The organism is Vreelandella nanhaiensis (assembly GCF_003990185.1).
Lineage (GTDB): Bacteria > Pseudomonadota > Gammaproteobacteria > Pseudomonadales > Halomonadaceae > Vreelandella > Vreelandella nanhaiensis.
This window is the reverse complement of sequence record NZ_RZHF01000009.1, coordinates 57,723-75,779: the sequence shown is the minus strand read 5'-3', so window position 1 is coordinate 75,779 and position 18,057 is coordinate 57,723. Positions and strand designations below refer to the sequence as shown.

Below are 18,057 nucleotides of genomic sequence, written 5' to 3'. Positions count from 1 at the left end.
GACAACAAAAAGAGATCGATCATGGAAATCTTTGACAACCTATTGATGGGATTATCCATCGCCATCACACCGATAAATCTGATGTATCTGCTGATTGGAGCCTCCATCGGCATGATGATCGGCGCCATACCTGGCTTTGGTCCTTCTGCAGGCATTGCCATTCTGCTTCCCCTGACTTTCAGCATGAGCCCTATTTCTGCAGTAATGATGCTGGCAGCCATTTACTATGGTGCCATGTTCGGAGGCACGATTACAGCGATTCTGCTCAACACGCCAGGAGACTCTACCACGGTCGCCTCGACGTTTGACGGCTTCCCTCTAGCACAAAGGGGGCGGGCAGGGCCTGCACTAGTAATGCAAGCATGCGCATCCTTCGTGGGTGGCACCATCGGGGTCATCTTGATCACACTGCTGGCTCCGATATTCAGCATGGTTACCCGCAGCTTTGGCCCCCCCGAGTTCTTCCTGCTCTGTGTGATGGGCTTACTGACCTTGGTAGCGTTGATGTCCGGTAACTGGATTCTAGGGCTTATTTCCGCGCTGATTGGCTTTGCACTGGGAACAGTAGGTGTCGACCTGGAAACCGGGCACCAACGTTTCACCTTTGGAGCGGTTGAATTAATTGGTGGCATCCATTTCATACCGGTAGCCATCGGTTTGTTCGGCATTGGAGAACTGTTCTATGCATTTTATAACGGTGCTCACAAGAGTGGCAGTGGTGGGATTATTCAATACCAGAACGAGTCCCGCTTTTGGCCCACCAAGCAGGATCTCATCGACTGCAAATACACTATGCCTCGTAATTCCATTCTAGGGTTTGTGATCGGTATCATTCCCGGTGCAGGGGCAACCATTGCCTCGTTAATGGCTTACTCACTTGAACGTTCACTTTCAAAAAATCCCGAGAAATTTGGCATGGGGGAAATGCGTGGCCTCGTTGCCCCTGAGTCGGCCAACAATGCCGCCTCTTCAGGGGCTATGGTGCCCTTGTTAACGCTAGGTATTCCTGGTTCCGCTTCAACCGCGGTGCTTCTGGCGGCCTTTCTGATGTGGGGGTTACGTCCTGGACCACTGCTAATGGAGCAGAACCCAGAGTTTGCCTGGGGGCTGATCAGCAGTATGTACCTCGGCAACATGGCGTTACTGGTGTTAAGCGTTTTTGCTATTCCGCTTTTTGTATACATCATTAAGGCGCCTTATCGTATTTTGGCACCCCTGGTGCTTGTGGTTTGTACCTTGGGCACCTTCAGTGTTAACGCCAGTATTGTTGAGACCTTTATTATGTTGGCCGCGGGTATTGTTGGCTTTTATATGAAGCGTCTTGGTTTCTCGCCTGCCGCCGTAGTGCTTGCCCTGGTGTTGGGTCCGATGGCGGAAGAGTCTCTACGCCAGACCTTACTGATCAGCCGGGGTTCCTTCGATATTTTCTTCATTCGGCAAGCATCGGTTTACATTCTGGTTTTTTTCGCCGCAATTATTTTGGGTGGCGCCTTCCTCAACTCGCAGCGTCGCCGCGATAAGCTAAAGGAAAATACCGTATGATCGATGAAACCGTCACGCGTGGCATTATCGAACATGCACTCACCACTCAGCAGCCGGAGTTTGGTCAGTTTTTCCTGGCCAAGCTACTCCAGCTTGATATTCGCTATGAGAATGAGGTGTGTCATGTTGCTCTACCCGTAGTACCACACCTCTATAACCCCCAAGGCAGCCTGCATGGAGGAGTAATCGCAGTGGCGATGGATATTTCCATGGGGCACCTCATTCACCATGTTTCTGGCAGGGGAGGCAGCACTATCGAAATGAAAGTGCAGTTCTTGCGACCTATTCAGCAGGGAGTGTTACGTTTCGAGGGGCGTTTTGTGAAGCGTGGGCGACAGCTAGCCTTTATGCAGTCTCAGGCATTCAATGTGGATGACAAAGAGGTGGCCGTTGCCACGGCAACATGGATGATGCCCTCTAATGGCTAGCATTATGATGTGGTTTGAGATGTTGTCGCCGTTATCAGGGGCAGCCAACCTCAGCCTTATCTTGCTGAGTCTGGTCACCGCATGGATTAACAGCGCGATGGGCATTGGCGGGAGTGCGCTTTTGATTATGTCTATGGCACAGATTATGCCTCCAGCCGCGGTCATCCCTGTGCATGGTATGGTGCAGCTTGGAGCCAACAGCAGTCGTTTCCTATTTATCTGGCGCTATGTGGACTACAAACGATTGTTGGCTATTGTTCCCGGCATTCTGTTGGGAGCTCTATTGGCAGGCTGGCTGCTGGTGCAACTGCCCCCCGGTACACTTGAACTGTTAATCGCCAGCTTCATGCTGTTCATGTGCTGGGGCCCGACTTTACCAGCACGCTCAGTGGGTATGGGAGGCAGCATGGTAATGGGGGCGCTGACGACCTTTCTTTCCAGCTTTGTGGGAGCTGCGGGGTCAATTGTAGCCGCCTATCTTAAGCATATATCCTCGGAACGAATGGTGAGAGTAGCAACGCACTCTGCGGTGATGTCGCTGCAACATCTGACCAAGGCATTCATTTTTGGCTTTGCCGGTTTTGTATTCGTGGATTGGCTGGCACTGATGGGGCTCATGATCGCGGTTGGTTTTGTCGGCACGTGGGCCGGGCTCAAGGTGTTAAAAAAACTTACCAACAATAAGTTCGATTTTATTATGAAGGTCTTGCTGACCCTGTTAGCAGTGCGTTTGCTTTGGATAGCCTTTGAAAAACTGGTATTGCTATAATTTTAAAATTATTCAATGTAATCAGAGATATTGTTATGGATCCTGTAAGCCGTTCGGCCACTCTTATTTCTGAAAGGAAATTAACATCTCTGACGACTATTGTGGCGCAAGAGTTGGAGCGACTCATTATTACTGGGTATTTGAAACCTGGAGATCGCGTTAATGAATTACGCCTTGCCGAAGAACTGAATGTCAGTCGTGGCATTGTACGTGAGGCCCGAAGAGGGCTGGAGCGGGCAGGGCTGCTAACCAGCATCCCCAACCGGGGGGTATTCGTAAAGCAGGTTTCCAAGGAAGAGTATATCGAAAATAGCGATGTACGAGCCTATATCACTGGGTTTGTTTGTAAATGTGCTGCCGAGCGGGGAACCCTTGAGCAAAAAGAGAAACTACGTGAGCAAGTATCTGCTATGGCACTAGCTATCAGAGAAGAGCGTGCCCAAGATTATTATCAAATGAACTTGGAATTCCATGAATACATTCTCCAAGTTGCCCGCCATAAACGTGCCGCGGATGTTTATGACGATTTAGTGAAGGATTCACACTTGGTTCGTAAGTTTACTCTGAAAAACCAAACTGCTATGGCTCAGTCAAATGAAGAGCACGATAAAATTGTATCAGCTATGGAAAAAGGCGATGCAGAAGCCGCTTATGAAGCGGGTTTTGAGCATGTTAAAAAAGGATTAGTCCGGTGGCTTAGTAAAGAGTCATCGGAAGAAGATCATAAAATTTAATAAGACACTCATTTATTCAACTAACAACAATGAAATAGGCAGCTTGATAATATGAATAATACAGCTAATAAACGAAATGTATGGTCGCCGGTCATGACACCTTTTATGCCGGATCTTTCCATTGATGATCAGCGTTTTATCGAGCATTGTCAGTGGTTGTTGAGCAATCAGGTTGGGTTGGCAGTCTTTGGTACGAATTCCGAAGCCAACTCCTTGTCACTAGCTGACAAAAAGCGCCTGTTAGAGTTGCTTATTGACTCTGGCATCTCCGGAAATGATCTTATGCCAGGAACCGGCAGCTGTAACCTTGAAGATACCGTAGCATTGACGCGTACAGCTGTTGAAGCCGGGTGCAAAGGCGTTCTCATGCTGCCGCCGTTCTATTATAAAGGGGTGACGGACGACGGCCTCTTCAACTATTTTTCCCAGGTGGTAGAACGGGTGAGCGATGCCCGGTTGCGTATCTACCTTTACCATATCCCACCAGTGGCTCAGGTGCCACTTTCGATCGAGTTGGTTGAGCGTTTGCGCCAGCGTTACCCGGACGTATTCGTAGGCATCAAGGATAGTGGGGGGGACTGGGCGTTTACGCGCTCTTTAATTGAGCGTTTATCGCCACAAGGCTTTGAAATCTTTGCTGGTAGCGAACGTTTTTTATTGGATACTCTTCGAGCTGGGGGCGCGGGGTGTATCAGTGCCACCGCCAACGTTAACCCTAATGCGATCGCCAACTTGGGCGCCACTTGGCAGAACAGCGAGGCCGATGAACAACAAAGAGTGTTAAATCGTATTCGTGGTGTATTCGAAGGGTTCCCGATGATCCCTGCCATGAAAGCGGCGAAGGCCCAAGCTACGGGACATGATGGTTGGCGTCTTGTCCGCCCACCTCTTGTTGCTCTAGCTACGCCCGCTGCGGAAATCCTCCAGCAAGCATTGATCGATGAAGATTTTTCTATGGGGGATAAAACGAGGAGGGCTACAGTGTGAGTTTTCTGACCCAGTGGACGCTTTCCAGAATCCATAACCTTCATGATGTAGAGCGACTCGCTCGTCGCAAGCTACCCAGACCGATTTTCGGCTATATCGACCATGTAGCAGAAGATGGCCGAACCCGACGCGCCAACCTGTCCGCCTTCGACGAGTACTGTTTCCTGCCCAAGGCCTTTATCAACGTTTCCCATATTGATCTGAAAACCGAGCTATATGGCAAGCGTTACGCAATGCCTTTCGGTATTGCGCCTATGGGAATCAGTGCGTTATCCGCATATCAGGGGGATTTAGTGCTTGCTCGTGCCGCCGCTGCGCGCAATTTGCCGATGATTATGAGTGGCTCATCGCTGGTTCCGATGGAAGAAGTGGCCAAGGTAGAAGGTGCTGATTGGTTCCAGGCATATCTCCCTGGCACGCCGGAAGGTATTGAAGCACTCTTGGTGCGTATCGAAAGAGCAGGTTTTAAGAAGCTGGTTGTGACATTGGATTATCCAGTGCCGCCTAACCCAGATAATTTTCGTAAATCTGGATTTACTTCACCGCTTGAGCCCACTCTCCGACTGGCGCTGGATGGCTTGATGCGGCCTGGATGGTTGTTCAATACATTCTTACGCACGTTGGTCCGTCATGGCATGCCGCACTTTGAGAACAATCATGCCGAGCGTGGAGCGCCAGTGATATCACGTCGTGCTGAGCGCGACTTCTCTGGACGCCGCCACTTTGATTGGGGGTATCTAGATCTTGTGCGCCGTCTATGGCCTGGTGTGCTCGTACTGAAAGGGGTACTGAATCCTGATGATGCAGTACGTGCCCGAAGGGCAGGTGTTGATGGTCTCATCCTTTCCAACCATGGTGGGCGCCAACTTGACTGCACTATCTCGCCATTGCAGGTGTTACCGGAAGTGAAGCGCCGTATCCGTGATATCCCCATTATGATTGACAGTGGTTTCCGTCGTGGTACCGATGTTATCAAGGCGCTGGCGTTAGGAGCTGATTTTGTATTTGTTGGGCGCCCTTTCAATTATGCAGCTGCCTGCGCAGGGCAAGCCGGTGTGGAGCATGTTATTGACTTACTGGAGCGCGAAATCGAGCGGAATATGGCGCTGCTGGGACTCACTAGCCTCTCTCAACTGGATTACGCCTGCCTGTACCATCCGCCCAGAAACTGGGTGCCTCAACCCATTGTAGAGTCAGATACCCTGCCGCCGGTGGCCGAAGGAGCCACACCATGATCATTACCATGATTACGGCAACGGTTCACTTTCACGATGTGCAAGTAGCTGGAGTGAGCGAGTCCGTAGAACGGCGTATATTTGTTTATGTGGAAGTCACCACAGATGAAGGCCTGAGCGGGTTTGGGCTTACGGGTGCTATGTTGCCTTGGGCGGTCAAAAGCTGTATCGACCACCACTTAGCGCCAGCACTTATTGGTCGAAATGCTCTGCATCGTGAAGCTATTCATGGTTACGTGTGGCATCACCTCAATACACGGGGTTATACCGGGGGGATTTCCAATGCCTTATCGGCCATCGATATTGCACTGTGGGATCTGCTAGGCAAGCGCACCGGCCAGTCAGTTCACGAGTTGCTGGGCGGTTATCGCGATTGGGCTCCTACTTACGCCACCTTCGGTTACCCCTCTCTGGATGATGACCAACTGGTGGTTCAGGCAAACCGCTTTAAAGAAAATGGTCATCGTATTCTCAAGATGGTGGTGGGAGGCAATCCAAACCGCACTTGGCAGGATGATGCCCGTAGGGTTCAACGTGTCCGTGAAGCAATTGGTAATGATATTGGTTTGATCATTGATGCCAATTGCCGCTTCAATCCTGTAGAAGCGCGCTATTTGGCTATGGCCGTCGAATCCTGCAATCTGCTCTGGTTCGAAGAGCCTTTATATGTCAATGATGTGGAGTCGCTAAAAGAACTGCGTGCCAGTGTGCGAGTACCCATTGCGGTCGGACAGATGGAGGGGCACCGTTTCCGTTATCGGGACCTGATAGCAAGCCGTGCAGTGGATATCATTCAACCCAACGTGATTTATAACGGTGGCTTCACCGAGTCGCTGAAAGTGGCACATATGGCTCAGGCGTTCAATCTTCCTATGTCCAATGGGGGAGGCTGGCCGATCTTTAATATGCATTTGTTGTGTGGGGTGATGAATGGTGGTGCGGTCGAGTTTCACTATGGTATCTGGCAGGTAAGCAAGCACTTCTTTACTGGGACACCTGATCCAGTTGAGGGTGTTATGCGCTTGTCCGGCCTTCCTGGTCTGGGGTTCACTCCCAAACACGATGTTCTGGCGGCGGCCCATGTAGAGGAGCCTCGTCAGTTACTATCGGTAAGCCATGACGCGCATGGCTACCGAATATAGATGAGAGTGTGGTAGATCTGAGAAGGGAGAGTGAGGCGATTTTGACCGTCTTTTAATCTCTCCGCTTTGCTAGCTAACACAGCCTAACGTTTCTTTCTTTACTGAGCTGCTCATTCATGCCAGCTGCAGCGCGATTGTGATACCTTGTGGGCACTAAAAAATGCTGCATGAGCTAGTTGCAATTTATGGATGTCAATCAGCGAATTATTTCCCGCTTAGCCGATGAGCTGGGCGTGCGTAACGAACAGGTAGCGGCCACGGTAGAGCTTTTAGATGGCGGCGCTACTGTGCCTTTTATTGCCCGCTACCGTAAAGAGGTGACAGGTGCCCTGGATGATGCTCAGCTGCGCCAGTTGGATGAACGGCTGCGCTACTTGCGTGAGCTTGAGGAGCGCCGTGAAGCGGTACTGATCGCAATTGACGAGCAGGGCAAGCTGGATGCGCCGTTAAAAGCGGCTATTCAAGCGGCAGAAACCAAGCAGCGCCTTGAAGACCTTTATCTTCCCTTCAAGAAAAAACGGCGTACCAAAGCACAAATTGCTCGCGAGGCGGGTCTAGAACCCCTCGCTGATGCGCTGCTGGCCAATCCAGCGCTTGACCCGGAAGCCGAGGCCGCCGGTTATCTGCGCTCGGCGGAGGGCGATATTCCGGCGGTTGAAGATGCCAAAGCAGCATTGGATGGCGCCAAGCAGATTCTCATGGAGCGCTTTGCCGAAGACCCCGAACTGATCGGCCAACTGCGCGAGCGCCTGTGGCAGGAGGGCGAGCTGAGCGCCCGCGTGCTTGAAGGCAAGCAGCAGGAGGGCGCCAAGTTCTCCGACTATTTCGAGCACGATGAAAAGCTGGCCAAGGTGCCTTCGCACCGTGCCCTTGCCATGTTCCGAGGGCGTAACGAGGGCGTGTTGAGCCTTTCGATTCGTCTGCCCGGTGAGGATGACGCCCCCGTTCACCCGGCCCAAGTCGCCATCGCCCGTCAGGTGGGCATTAGCGATGAAGGTCGTGCCGCCGATAAGTGGTTAGGCGAGGTTGTCCGCTGGACCTGGCGGGTAAAACTGTATACGGCGCTTGAAACTGAACTGTTGGGTCGCCTGCGTGAACAGGCGGAGCTAACGGCTATTGAGGTTTTCGCCGCCAACCTGAAAGACCTTCTGCTGGCTGCACCTGCCGGGCAAAAGGTAACGCTCGCCCTCGACCCTGGGCTGCGTACCGGCTGCAAGGTGGCGGTTGTGGATGCTACCGGACAGTTTGTCGATCAGGCCACCATTTACCCCCACGCACCGCAAAACCGCTGGGATGAGTCGCTGACAGTGCTTGCCAAGCTTGTTAAGCAGTACGGGGTCGAGCTAATCGCGGTGGGCAACGGTACTGCGAGCCGGGAAACCGACAAGCTTGCAGGCGAGCTGCTTAAAGCGCTGGCGCCTGAGCATCGGTTAAGCAAGGTGATGGTATCTGAGGCGGGCGCTTCGGTGTACTCCGCCTCAGAGTATGCCTCTCGCGAGCTGCCGGATCTCGATGTCACGATCCGTGGTGCGGTATCCATCGCGCGCCGCCTGCAGGACCCGCTGGCCGAGCTGGTCAAAATTGAGCCCAAATCCATTGGCGTGGGCCAGTACCAGCACGATGTCTCTCAGGTCCAGCTTTCGCGCAGCCTGGAAGCGGTTATCGAGGATTGCGTAAACGCCGTGGGCGTTGACCTTAACACCGCCTCAAGCGCACTGCTTTCTCGCGTAGCGGGCCTGAGTACTGCTCTGGCAGACAACATTGTGGCCCAGCGCAACATTCACGGCGCGTTTAAAAGCCGCAAGGCCCTGCTGGAAGTCAGCCGTCTGGGGCCCAAGACCTTTGAACAGTGCGCGGGCTTCTTGCGTATCCACAATGCCGATAACCCCTTGGATGCCAGCGCCGTTCACCCCGAGGCTTATACCTTGGTTGAGCGCATCGCCAAGCAGAGCGGACGCGAAGTGAAAGGCCTGATTGGTGATAGCGCCGCACTGAAAGCCTTGAAGCCGGCTGATTTCGCCGACGAGCGCTTTGGGATCCCGACCGTCAGCGATATTCTCAGCGAGCTTGATAAGCCCGGTCGCGACCCGCGCCCCGAGTTCAAAGCGGCAGAGTTTCGTGAAGGCGTGGAAACCCTTAAGGATCTCAAGCTCGGTATGGTGCTGGAGGGCACGGTAACCAACGTGACCCACTTTGGCGCTTTTGTGGATATCGGGGTGCACCAGGATGGCCTGGTACATATCTCCGCGTTGTCTGACCGCTTTATTGATGACCCGCGCAGCGTGGTGAAGGCCGGTGATATCGTGTCGGTAAAAGTCATGAGTGTGGATATTGCCCGTAAGCGGGTAGGGCTTTCCATGCGTCTGGATGATGAGCCCCAGCGCGAAGAAAGTGCTTCCGCGCCGACAGGCCAAGGGGCACAAAAGCCGCCACGCAGTAAACGCGCTACCCAAAAGCCTGCTGAAACGGCGACGCCCATGGGAGCGCTCGGTGCGGCGTTGCTCAAGGCGCGCAAGAGTAAATAGCGGCTTAACGCTAAGGCTTATGCGCTCTGATAGCCCGGCTGTTCTCAACGCTTGGATATCCTGAAGACCTGGATGTCTTGAATATTTAATGGTTGCCGCCATATCCTGTCTTCTATTTTCGAGACAGCGACGATGGCGATGCCACCGGATTTCACCAAGGCCTGCATGGCGGGCCTTACTGACAAGGAGTGTTCACCTTGCCTGAACCACTCACTGTACCTGCCCAACTGACCGCCCAAATCGAGCGGCTACTGCCCAGTGCCCGCCTGGGGCGTCTGGGACGCTTGCGGCGAGGGCTGGAAAAAGAGGGGCTGCGGGTAGATGCAAAGGGGCATATCGCACAAACGCAGCATCCTGCTGCCTTAGGCTCCAAGCTCACGCACCCGCATATCACCACCGATTATTCAGAAGCGCTGATCGAGTATATTACCCCGGTCTATTCGCAGCCTCGCGAAGCGTTAGCGTTTTTGTCCGACCTGCATACGTTTACCTATCACCACCTTGACCAAGAGTGGATCTGGCCGGGCAGCATGCCATCACGGCTTTCGGGTAACGATAGCGTGCCTATCGCCGACTACGGCACGTCCAACGTGGGTACCATGAAGCATGTCTACCGCAAAGGGTTGGATGTGCGCTACGGGCGTATCATGCAGGCGATTGCTGGCGTGCATTACAACGTCTCGCTACCTGACGATATGTGGCATGCCCTGCGCGAGCTGGAAGGGGCGGGCAATATTCCGTTCAATGACTATCGCTCCACCCGTTATTTCGGCCTTATCCGTAATTTCCGCCGTCATAGTTGGCTGCTGCTGTACCTGTTTGGCGCGTCACCCGCGATAGATAAAAGCTTTCTGCCCGAAGGTAACGTGCCTGAAAAGTTGAAGCCGCTTAACGACGACACCTTTTACGCACCGTTCGCCACAACGCTTCGCATGTCGGATCTGGGCTATCAGAATAAGGTTCAGTCGCAGCTCAAGATCTGTTTCAATTCGCTGTCGAACTACGTCAACACGTTGCGCCATGCCATCTCAACGCCCTGGCCAGACTACGAAAAGCTCGGCGTTAATGTAGAGGGTAACTGGCAGCAACTAAATGCCAATATCCTGCAGATCGAAAACGAGTACTACAGCGATATACGCCCCAAGCGAGTGGCCAAACACAACGAAACGCCCAGCCAGGCGCTTGAAGCGCGTGGCGTTGAATACATCGAAGTGCGCTGCTTGGACCTGAACCCGTTTGACCCGCTAGGTGTTACCGAAACCCAGATGCGCTTTGTGGATACCTTTTTGATGTGGTGTCTGCTCAGCGAAAGCCCGTGGATCTCAGATGATGAGTGTGACCGCCTGGACGACAACCGTCGCTGGGTCGTCGAGCGGGGACGTGACCCCGAGCTTAAGCTGATTCGCAATGGGCAGACCACCTCGGTGCAGGAATGGGGCGAACAGATCTTTGCTGAGATGAAAGAGGTAGCCCGCCTTCTAGATGCCGTGGAAGACAATGCGCCTTACGCTGCTGCATTGGAGGAGCTGGCGCCGCGGCTGAAAGATCCGTCACTCACCCCCTCTGCAGAGCTACTGGCGCGTATCGAGGAAGGCAACGGCTCGCTTAGCGATACGCTTCTGGCGCTTGCCAAAGAGCAGGGTGAAAAGCTTAAACAAACCCCCATGCTACGCTCGCGCGAAGCGCTGCTTGCCCAGTTGATCGAAACATCACACCAGCAGCAGCGGGATATCGAAGCGGGAGATCAGGAAAGCTTCGCTGCCTTTCTGGAAGCTTACTTTACCAAGGCGCGTGAATCCCGTGCTCTGTCGGCGTTACCTCCTGAGGAGAGTCCATGAACCAGGCAGCACTTCGCCCAGTAGCTCTCGCGGGCTTGGCATTTTGTGTATTTATGATGGCGGTAGCGCTCGGGCTTGAGCATATTGGTGGATTTGAACCCTGCCCATTATGTATTTTTCAGCGCGTAGCGGTTATCACCGCTGGGCTAATCTTTGCCGTTGCGGCCATTCATAACCCAGGTGGCAAGGTAGGCGCAGGTATTTACGGTGTGCTAGGACTCGCGGCGGTGGGAACAGGCGCCTTTATTGCCGGGCGCCATGTCTGGCTGCAAAGCCTGCCCGCCGATCAGGTGCCTTCCTGCGGCCCTGGCTTGGATTACATGATGGATGTGCTGCCCATGAGGGATGTCATTTCCATGGTGCTGAACAGCTCAGGCGAGTGTGCCGAGATTGATTTCACGCTTCTTGGCTTCTCACTGCCCGCCTGGACACTACTTGGTTTCGTGATACTGGCGCTCGTGCCGCTGCGTATGCTGTGGTTAGCTATCAAACGCTAGTACTTTAAACTGTCGATCATTATCCAAAAATAATAAGGAGCACGACGTGCTTTATCGACACTTCACCACACAGGAAGAGATTGACCGGGCCTACGATCCAATGCTCGGTCGAGACGCTAGTGTGTTAGTAAAGGATTGGCAACAGCGTAGTGAAGCGTCACGCGCTCGGCACCGCGTGACGCTAGATATTGCCTATGGTCCTTCCACTGCCGAGCGCATGGATATCTTCCATGCGCAAAGCCCGAATGCTCCTGTGCATGTTTTCTATCATGGCGGCTATTGGCGCTCATTAAGCCATCGTGAGTTCAGCTTTATCGTCGATGGTCTCGTCAAGGCAGGCATAACGGTGGCAGTGGTCAATTACGCTTTATGTCCCCAGGTGCGCTTTAGCGAGCTGGTTCGGCAAAGTCAGGCAGCCGTTGCCTATGTCTATCAGCATGCAAAAGCGTTAGGTGTCGACCCAGCACAGCTGAGCATTTCGGGGCATTCGGCGGGCGGGCATTTATCGGCTATGCTCGTTTCGACCGATTGGGAAGGTACCTTTGGCTTACCCAATCAGTTGATTCGCGGCGCTCTGTGTGTCAGTGGCTTATACGATCTGCGGCCTTTCCCATGGTCGTGGTTGCAGCCCAAGCTGCAGTTGAGCGGGCGAGATGTTCAGGAATTCAGTCCATTATGGCTACCGTGCCGGGTGTCGGCGCCCATGCAGTTAGTGGTGGGTGGGCAGGAGCCTGAAGAGTTTGAACGACAGATGACGACTTATGGTGAGCAATTGCTGCAGAACGGTCAGCAGGTGGCGCAACATTTATTCAGTGAAGCCGACCATTTTTCAATTCTTGAGCATTACCTTGAAGGGGGTTGTTTTGTCGAGTGGGTCAAGGCGTTTCACAAGGTTTAGCAGCGCCCGTCCGGGGCGCTGCCATTTTTCAGATAGGATCTAGACTTCGGGAATCACCGCTGTCGCTTCAATCTCCACCTTGGCCTGGTCTTCGACAAGGCCTGCCACCTGCACCATGGTCATCGCCGGGAAGTGTTTACCCAGCACTTCGCGATAGGCGGCACCTACCTCTTTAAGTCGCGCCAAATACTCCCGTTTGTCCGTCACATACCAGGTCAAACGCACCAGATGCTCAGGGCCTGCGTTAGCCTCTTTTAAGACGGCCACAATATTTTGCAGCGCCTGGTTTACTTGAACGACAAAATCATCGCTTTCAAATAGCTGATCGGCATTCCAGCCAATCTGCCCGCCTACAAAAACAGTCTGGCCGGAAGCCAGTATGCCATTGGCGTAGCCTGCTGCGGCTTTCCAGTGAGCAGGGTGAAGAAGCTGATGAAAGGTGGCGTCACTCATGAGGGCTATCCTTATAGGTTATCGACGATAAAATGTTGGCGCATTGTATCGGTCCATGGCATTGACTTACCGCTATGCAAATCCATAAATACCAAAGTTAAACAACTTGTTAAGCGTTTCTGATTAGCGCAATACGCATTTATCTGCAGTGTTAAGCTGCTGCGCCCAACGGCTTGAACAGCAAGCTCGAAAGTTAATATTTCCCCTAGCCGGCTTGGCGCAAAAAACTGGGTGTCTATTGAAACCGTGGGCACCCCCGTCCCGCTTTCAACATGCAGATGGTTGAAATCCTGCTGCACAATTTCTTCAAACCAGTCTTCAACTACTGAATTGATCATCTCGAAATAGCGAGGGTAGAAAACAATGCCTGCCGGGTCACAGTGCTGAAAACGCACCTTTCGCTGTGTCGTAAACGCCATGGTGTTCTCCTAAACGCCCAGATACCGATCACGAATAGTGTTATCCAGCGCGGCCGGTTTGCCATTCCATACGGTACAACCCTTTTCCAGAATGGTGCAGCGATCAGCAATGGGAAGAATCTCGCTTAATGATTTATCCACCAGCAGAGTGGCCTGTCCTTGTTGTTTGAGTAGCCGGATAGCCTGCCATATCTCCTGGCGAATAACCGGCGCTAAACCTTCGGTGGCTTCGTCGAGCACCAGCAGCCTCGGGTTTGTCATCAAGGCGCGGCCAATGGCCAGCATCTGCTGCTCCCCGCCAGAAAGCGTTTTGGCCATTTGCGAGCGTCGTTCTTCCAAGCGCGGAAATAGGGCTTCCACTTTGCTCAAGGTCCATTCACCCGCTCGCGCCGTTACCATGAGGTTTTCATGAACGGTTAGGTTAGGAAAGCAGCGGCGCCCCTCCGGCACCAGGCCCAGCCCGGTTTTGGCGATACGGTATGAGGGAAGGCGAATGAGACTCTGGGAGTCAAATTCAATGGCACCACGCCGGGGCGGTGTAAGCCCGAATATGGAGCGGATGGTGGTGGTTTTACCCATGCCGTTGCGCCCCATCAATGCAACCATTTCACCGGCGTTGACTTCCAGGTTGACGCCAAAGAGCGCCTGGGAAGGCCCATAGAACGTTTCAATATCCGCAACTTTAAGCATCATCATTCCCCAGGTAAGCTTCCCGAACGCGCGGATCCTGCCTGATCGCGTGGCTATCTCCCTGTGCTATAACACTGCCTGACACCAACACTGAAATACGGTCAGCCAACCGGAAGACAGCTTCCATGTCGTGCTCAATCAGCAAGATAGGAACTTCAACTTTCAGCGCTTCAAGCAGCTCGGTAAGCTTGGCTGAACCTTCCGGCCCCAGGCCCGCCATGGGTTCATCTAGCAGTAAGGCGCGCGGTTTAAGTGCCAAGGCACAGGCAACTTCCACTTGGCGCCGTTCACCATGAGAAAGCTCCGATACAGGCGTCCAGGCGCGGTGGCTAAGCTGCATGCGCTCTAATGCCTCATAGGCTGGTTCAAGCAGCTGCTTATCGCGGGCAACGGGTTTCCAGAAGCGAAAACTATGGCTTTGCAATGCCTGCACACCCATCATCACATTGCGCATTACCGATAACGGTTCAGCCAGGGACGAGACCTGGAAGCTGCGCCCGAGGCCTAGCCGGGCGCGCTGAGCAATACTCATGCGGGTGATCTCCGAGCCGCCCAGGAAAACACTGCCTTCATCGGGGCGTAAATTGCCGGCAATCTGCCCGATAAGGGTAGATTTACCTGCACCGTTAGGGCCGATTAAGGCGTGAATTTCGCCTTGGTGCAGTTCCAGCGATACGTCATTGGTTGCCTGTAAGGCACCAAAACGCTTGTGCAGTTGGTGCAGCGAAAGGACGACATCACTCATTAAGCTCTCTCCCGGCAAGCCAGCCCATGACGCCGTGCTTGGCAAACAGAACTACTCCCAGCAGTACTAACCCAAGGAAGAGCTGCCAGTATTGGGTAATACCCCCCAGCAGGGTTTCCATCATGACAAACAGAATGGCACCTGCAAGCGGGCCGTAAAGGCGTCCAACGCCCCCCAAAATGACAATCACCATCAGCTCGCCGGAAAAGTGCCAGCTAAGCATCGTAGGGCTGACAAAGCCGTTCAAATCAGCATACAACGCACCTGCAAGCCCAGTAATAACCGCAGAGATAACGAACGCAATCAGGCGAATGGGATAGGGGCTGATGCCTGCTGTTGCAAGCCGCACGTCATTGAGGCGTGCCATCGTCAGTGCAGCACCGAAGCGCGATTTCATAAGACGTGACGTAATCGCCATGGCCAGCACAAGGCCCGCGAAACAAATCAGAAAATAGCTGAGTGCGTTAGTGGTATCGACAAACGGAAGGCCGTTGCGCAGGTAGATAGGCAGGCCATCCTCACCGCCGTACGTGGGCCAGGAGTTGGCGAAGTAGTAAATCATCTGGGCAAAGGCGAGGGTAATCATAATGAAATACACCCCGGTGGTGCGCAGCGAAATAGCCCCGATGGCCAGCGCCAGAAGCCCGCATAGTATGGCCGCGGCCAACCATACGACCAGCAGGTTATCGCTGCCTGGCACACTGAAGGGCCAGGTCATGAACGGTGTGAAATCAAAAGCGTGATAGGCGCTAATGCCCGCTACATAACCACCTAGGCCAAAATAAGCCGCGTGGCCAAAACTCACCATGCCGCCGTAACCAATTGCCAGGTTCAAGCCGACAGCGGCCATGGCGATAATCGTGATACGTGATGCCAGGTTCACATAATAAATGTGACCCAGAAAGTAAGCCGTTACAGGCAATAGGAGCAGTAGGCCGAGCAGGGTGATCTGTACGATGCCCTTACGGCTAAAATGGCTGTCAGCGTTAGGCGTCAGGGAAATTTTAGCAACCCCTGATGAAGTATTATTAATCATGAGCGGCAAACAGTCCCTTAGGCTTGAAGGCGAGGATAACGGCCATGAGGATATAGATGAGCATCGCGGCTAATGCGGCGCCGACGCCCGTTGCCTCAGAGGGTGGCATGAAGGCGCGAAAGAAAATCGGCAGGTAAACACGACCAAGCGTGTCCACAATACCCACCAGCAGAGCCCCAAAGAGCGCGCCCTTGATAGAGCCAATACCGCCGATCACGATCACGACAAAGGCGAGTATCAAGACCGGCTCACCCATGCCTACTTGTACTGACTGCAGCGCACCCACGAGAGCACCGGCAAGACCCGCCAAACCTGCACCTAACGCAAATACCAGGGTATAGAGCTTTGAGATATTCACCCCTAGCGCGCCAATCATTTCCCGGTCACTTTCCCCCGCTCGAATACGCATGCCTAACCGCGTTCGAGAAATAAGCAGGTAAAGCCCAATGGAAATGGCGATACCTACGCCAATCAGTACCAAGCGATAAATGGGGTAGCGGGTATCGCCTGGCAGCGTGACAAACCCTGTTAACCAGGAGGGTGGGCTTAACCGTAAGGGAGACGAGCCGAAGATAAAGCGCGTGCCTTCCGAGAAAATCAATATGAGCGCAAAGGTTGCCAGCACCTGATCAAGGTGAGGGCGATGATACAGGCGGCGAATAACGATCAGTTCAACCAGGGCGCCGGCCAGAGCGGCCGCTGCGATACCTGCGCCCAGCCCGATTAAAAAGGAGCCTGTCGAGGCGGTTACCGCCGCCGTCGCGTAGGCACCCACCATATAAAAGGAGCCGTGGGCGAGATTGATAAGTCCCATCACCCCAAATATTAGTGTAAGGCCGCTGGCCATCAGAAACAGCATGGTGCCAAGCTGTACGCCGTTGAGTAATTGCTCAATGAGTAGAGTAACGGACACGTTGGGTATCCCTTAAAGAAATGGAGATAGGCTGGGTGGTAGCACCCAGCCACGCTGATCTCACATCTGGCACTGTTCGTAGTAGATGTCTTGAATATCTTCGATAGCGATACCCAGCAGGCGGTTGGTGGGTTGACCATCATCGCCTTCTACCACTTCACGGACGTAGATATCCTGAATGGGGTGGTGGTTAGGGCCGAAACGGAACTCGCCACGTACGCTATCGAAATCGGCAGCACGTAGTGCTTCACGGAAGGCGTCTTGATCGTCAGGGTGGGCCACTTCAAGGGCGCTTAATATCAGGTTCGCGGTATCGAAGCCTTGTGCTGCATAAAGGGTCGGTGTCCGGCCGTACGCTTCCCGGAAGGTCTCTACAAAGCGGTGATTGGTTTCATTATCCAGATCATAAGCCCAGAGCGATGTATTGCGGGCGCCAATGGCTGCGCTGCCCACTGCCTTGATAAGAATCTCATCAAACGAAAACGCCGCGCCGAAAATGGGAATATCCACGCCCGAACTTTCCCATTGCTTCATAAACGAAATACCCATGCCGCCAGGCAGGAAAAAGAACAGGCTATCGGCATCGCTGGCGCGAATCTGGGCAATTTCAGCCGCGTAGTCGGTTTGGCCCATCTGGGTGTAAAGCTCGTCAACCACGTCACCTTCATAAAGGTGCTTGAAGCCTGCTAGCGCATCAGTACCCGCTGGGTAGTTCGGAGCCAGGATAATGGGCTTTTCATAGCCCTCCTCACGCATGTAGGCGCCCATGGCACCGTGCAGGTTGTCATTTTGGTATGCCACATTGAAGTAATTCTCGTGGCACATGCGTCCGGCCAGGTCAGAAGGACCTGCATTCGGAGACAGGTAAAAGGTCCCCTGACGAACCACAGCCGGTACGACCGCCATGGCAAGGTTGGACCAGATAAGACCGGTAAGAATATCAACTTGGTCACGCTGCATAAACTCATTGGCCAGGCTGCGGGCCAGATCAGGTCGGTTGGCATCATCTTGGATGAGTACTTCAATATCATCCTGTCCCGACTGCTCCATCGCCAGCATAAAGCCGTCGCGCACATCGACACCCAGGTGAGAACCACCGCCTGAAAGCGTCGTGATCATGCCGATTTTCACGTCGTCAGCATGGGCTATCGCGACGCTTGAAGAGAGCAGAAGGCCAAGGCCTAAGCGGGTCATGTTTTTCATGGT

The 18,057-nt window shown here is 53.5% G+C and carries 18 protein-coding genes; 11 read left to right on the top strand and 7 right to left on the bottom strand.

What is annotated here, in order from left to right:
* Positions 1-21 precede the first annotated feature (21 nt).
* The 11 genes from ELY38_RS08150 to ELY38_RS08100 all read left to right on the top strand — a co-directional run bounded on the left by ELY38_RS08150 (position 22) and on the right by ELY38_RS08100 (position 12,595).
* Complete coding sequence (locus ELY38_RS08150; RefSeq protein WP_127061258.1) at positions 22-1,542, top strand: tripartite tricarboxylate transporter permease; 1,521 nt, start codon at positions 22-24, stop codon at positions 1,540-1,542.
* A complete protein-coding gene (locus ELY38_RS08145; protein ID WP_127061256.1) occupies positions 1,539-1,970 on the top strand; it encodes a PaaI family thioesterase in 432 nt (143 codons plus the stop codon). The genes ELY38_RS08150 and ELY38_RS08145 overlap by 4 nt, the downstream gene beginning before the upstream one ends.
* 4 nt (positions 1,971-1,974) lie before the next feature.
* Entirely contained in the window at positions 1,975-2,739 is a 765-nt protein-coding gene (locus ELY38_RS08140) for a sulfite exporter TauE/SafE family protein (protein ID WP_127061254.1), read from the top strand.
* 35 nt (positions 2,740-2,774) lie between these two features.
* The gene (locus tag ELY38_RS08135) at positions 2,775-3,473 is read left to right on the top strand and encodes a GntR family transcriptional regulator (protein ID WP_127061252.1); all 699 of its coding nucleotides are present in this window, start codon (positions 2,775-2,777) and stop codon (positions 3,471-3,473) included.
* A 51-nt stretch (positions 3,474-3,524) separates the two neighbouring features.
* Positions 3,525-4,460, top strand: a complete 936-nt coding sequence (locus ELY38_RS08130; RefSeq protein ID WP_127061250.1) for a dihydrodipicolinate synthase family protein — start codon at positions 3,525-3,527, stop codon at positions 4,458-4,460.
* Positions 4,457-5,695: an alpha-hydroxy acid oxidase gene (locus tag ELY38_RS08125; protein ID WP_127061248.1), complete on the top strand. Its 1,239-nt coding sequence runs from the start codon at positions 4,457-4,459 to the stop codon at positions 5,693-5,695. The genes ELY38_RS08130 and ELY38_RS08125 overlap by 4 nt, the downstream gene beginning before the upstream one ends.
* On the top strand, positions 5,692-6,837 hold the full coding sequence (locus ELY38_RS08120) for a mandelate racemase/muconate lactonizing enzyme family protein (RefSeq protein ID WP_127061246.1): 1,146 nt from the start codon (positions 5,692-5,694) through the stop codon (positions 6,835-6,837). Before ELY38_RS08125 ends, ELY38_RS08120 begins: the two co-directional genes overlap by 4 nt.
* A 185-nt stretch (positions 6,838-7,022) precedes the next feature.
* Positions 7,023-9,362: a Tex family protein gene (locus ELY38_RS08115; protein WP_127061244.1), complete on the top strand. Its 2,340-nt coding sequence runs from the start codon at positions 7,023-7,025 to the stop codon at positions 9,360-9,362.
* 197 nt (positions 9,363-9,559) lie between these two features.
* The gene (gene gshA, locus ELY38_RS08110) at positions 9,560-11,200 is read left to right on the top strand and encodes a glutamate--cysteine ligase (protein ID WP_127061242.1); all 1,641 of its coding nucleotides are present in this window, start codon (positions 9,560-9,562) and stop codon (positions 11,198-11,200) included.
* Positions 11,197-11,697 carry a disulfide bond formation protein B gene (locus tag ELY38_RS08105; RefSeq protein ID WP_127061240.1) on the top strand — a complete coding sequence of 167 codons (501 nt, stop codon included), beginning with the start codon at positions 11,197-11,199 and terminating at the stop codon, positions 11,695-11,697. Before gshA ends, ELY38_RS08105 begins: the two co-directional genes overlap by 4 nt.
* A gap of 46 nt (positions 11,698-11,743) precedes the next feature.
* Positions 11,744-12,595, top strand: a complete 852-nt coding sequence (locus ELY38_RS08100; RefSeq protein WP_127061238.1) for an alpha/beta hydrolase — start codon at positions 11,744-11,746, stop codon at positions 12,593-12,595.
* A gap of 39 nt (positions 12,596-12,634) precedes the next feature.
* Here ELY38_RS08100 and ELY38_RS08095 read toward each other — a convergent pair whose 3' ends face one another.
* From ELY38_RS08095 to ELY38_RS08065, 7 genes are read right to left on the bottom strand one after another with little or no spacing between them, the layout of a single operon-like run.
* Positions 12,635-13,048: a RidA family protein gene (locus tag ELY38_RS08095; protein ID WP_127061236.1), complete on the bottom strand. Its 414-nt coding sequence runs from the start codon at positions 13,046-13,048 to the stop codon at positions 12,635-12,637.
* An 11-nt stretch (positions 13,049-13,059) separates the two neighbouring features.
* Positions 13,060-13,467: an acyl-CoA thioesterase gene (locus tag ELY38_RS08090; RefSeq protein ID WP_127061234.1), complete on the bottom strand. Its 408-nt coding sequence runs from the start codon at positions 13,465-13,467 to the stop codon at positions 13,060-13,062.
* Between the two features lie 9 nt (positions 13,468-13,476).
* Positions 13,477-14,157: an ABC transporter ATP-binding protein gene (locus ELY38_RS08085; protein WP_127061232.1), complete on the bottom strand. Its 681-nt coding sequence runs from the start codon at positions 14,155-14,157 to the stop codon at positions 13,477-13,479.
* A complete protein-coding gene (locus ELY38_RS08080; RefSeq protein WP_127061230.1) occupies positions 14,150-14,902 on the bottom strand; it encodes an ABC transporter ATP-binding protein in 753 nt (250 codons plus the stop codon). Before ELY38_RS08080 ends, ELY38_RS08085 begins: the two co-directional genes overlap by 8 nt.
* Positions 14,895-15,938, bottom strand: a complete 1,044-nt coding sequence (locus ELY38_RS08075) for a branched-chain amino acid ABC transporter permease (RefSeq protein ID WP_222845122.1) — start codon at positions 15,936-15,938, stop codon at positions 14,895-14,897. The genes ELY38_RS08080 and ELY38_RS08075 overlap by 8 nt, the downstream gene beginning before the upstream one ends.
* Positions 15,931-16,851, bottom strand: a complete 921-nt coding sequence (locus ELY38_RS08070) for a branched-chain amino acid ABC transporter permease (protein ID WP_127061228.1) — start codon at positions 16,849-16,851, stop codon at positions 15,931-15,933. Before ELY38_RS08070 ends, ELY38_RS08075 begins: the two co-directional genes overlap by 8 nt.
* A 60-nt stretch (positions 16,852-16,911) precedes the next feature.
* Positions 16,912-18,054 carry an ABC transporter substrate-binding protein gene (locus ELY38_RS08065; RefSeq protein ID WP_127061227.1) on the bottom strand — a complete coding sequence of 381 codons (1,143 nt, stop codon included), beginning with the start codon at positions 18,052-18,054 and terminating at the stop codon, positions 16,912-16,914.
* Positions 18,055-18,057: the final 3 nt, after the last annotated feature.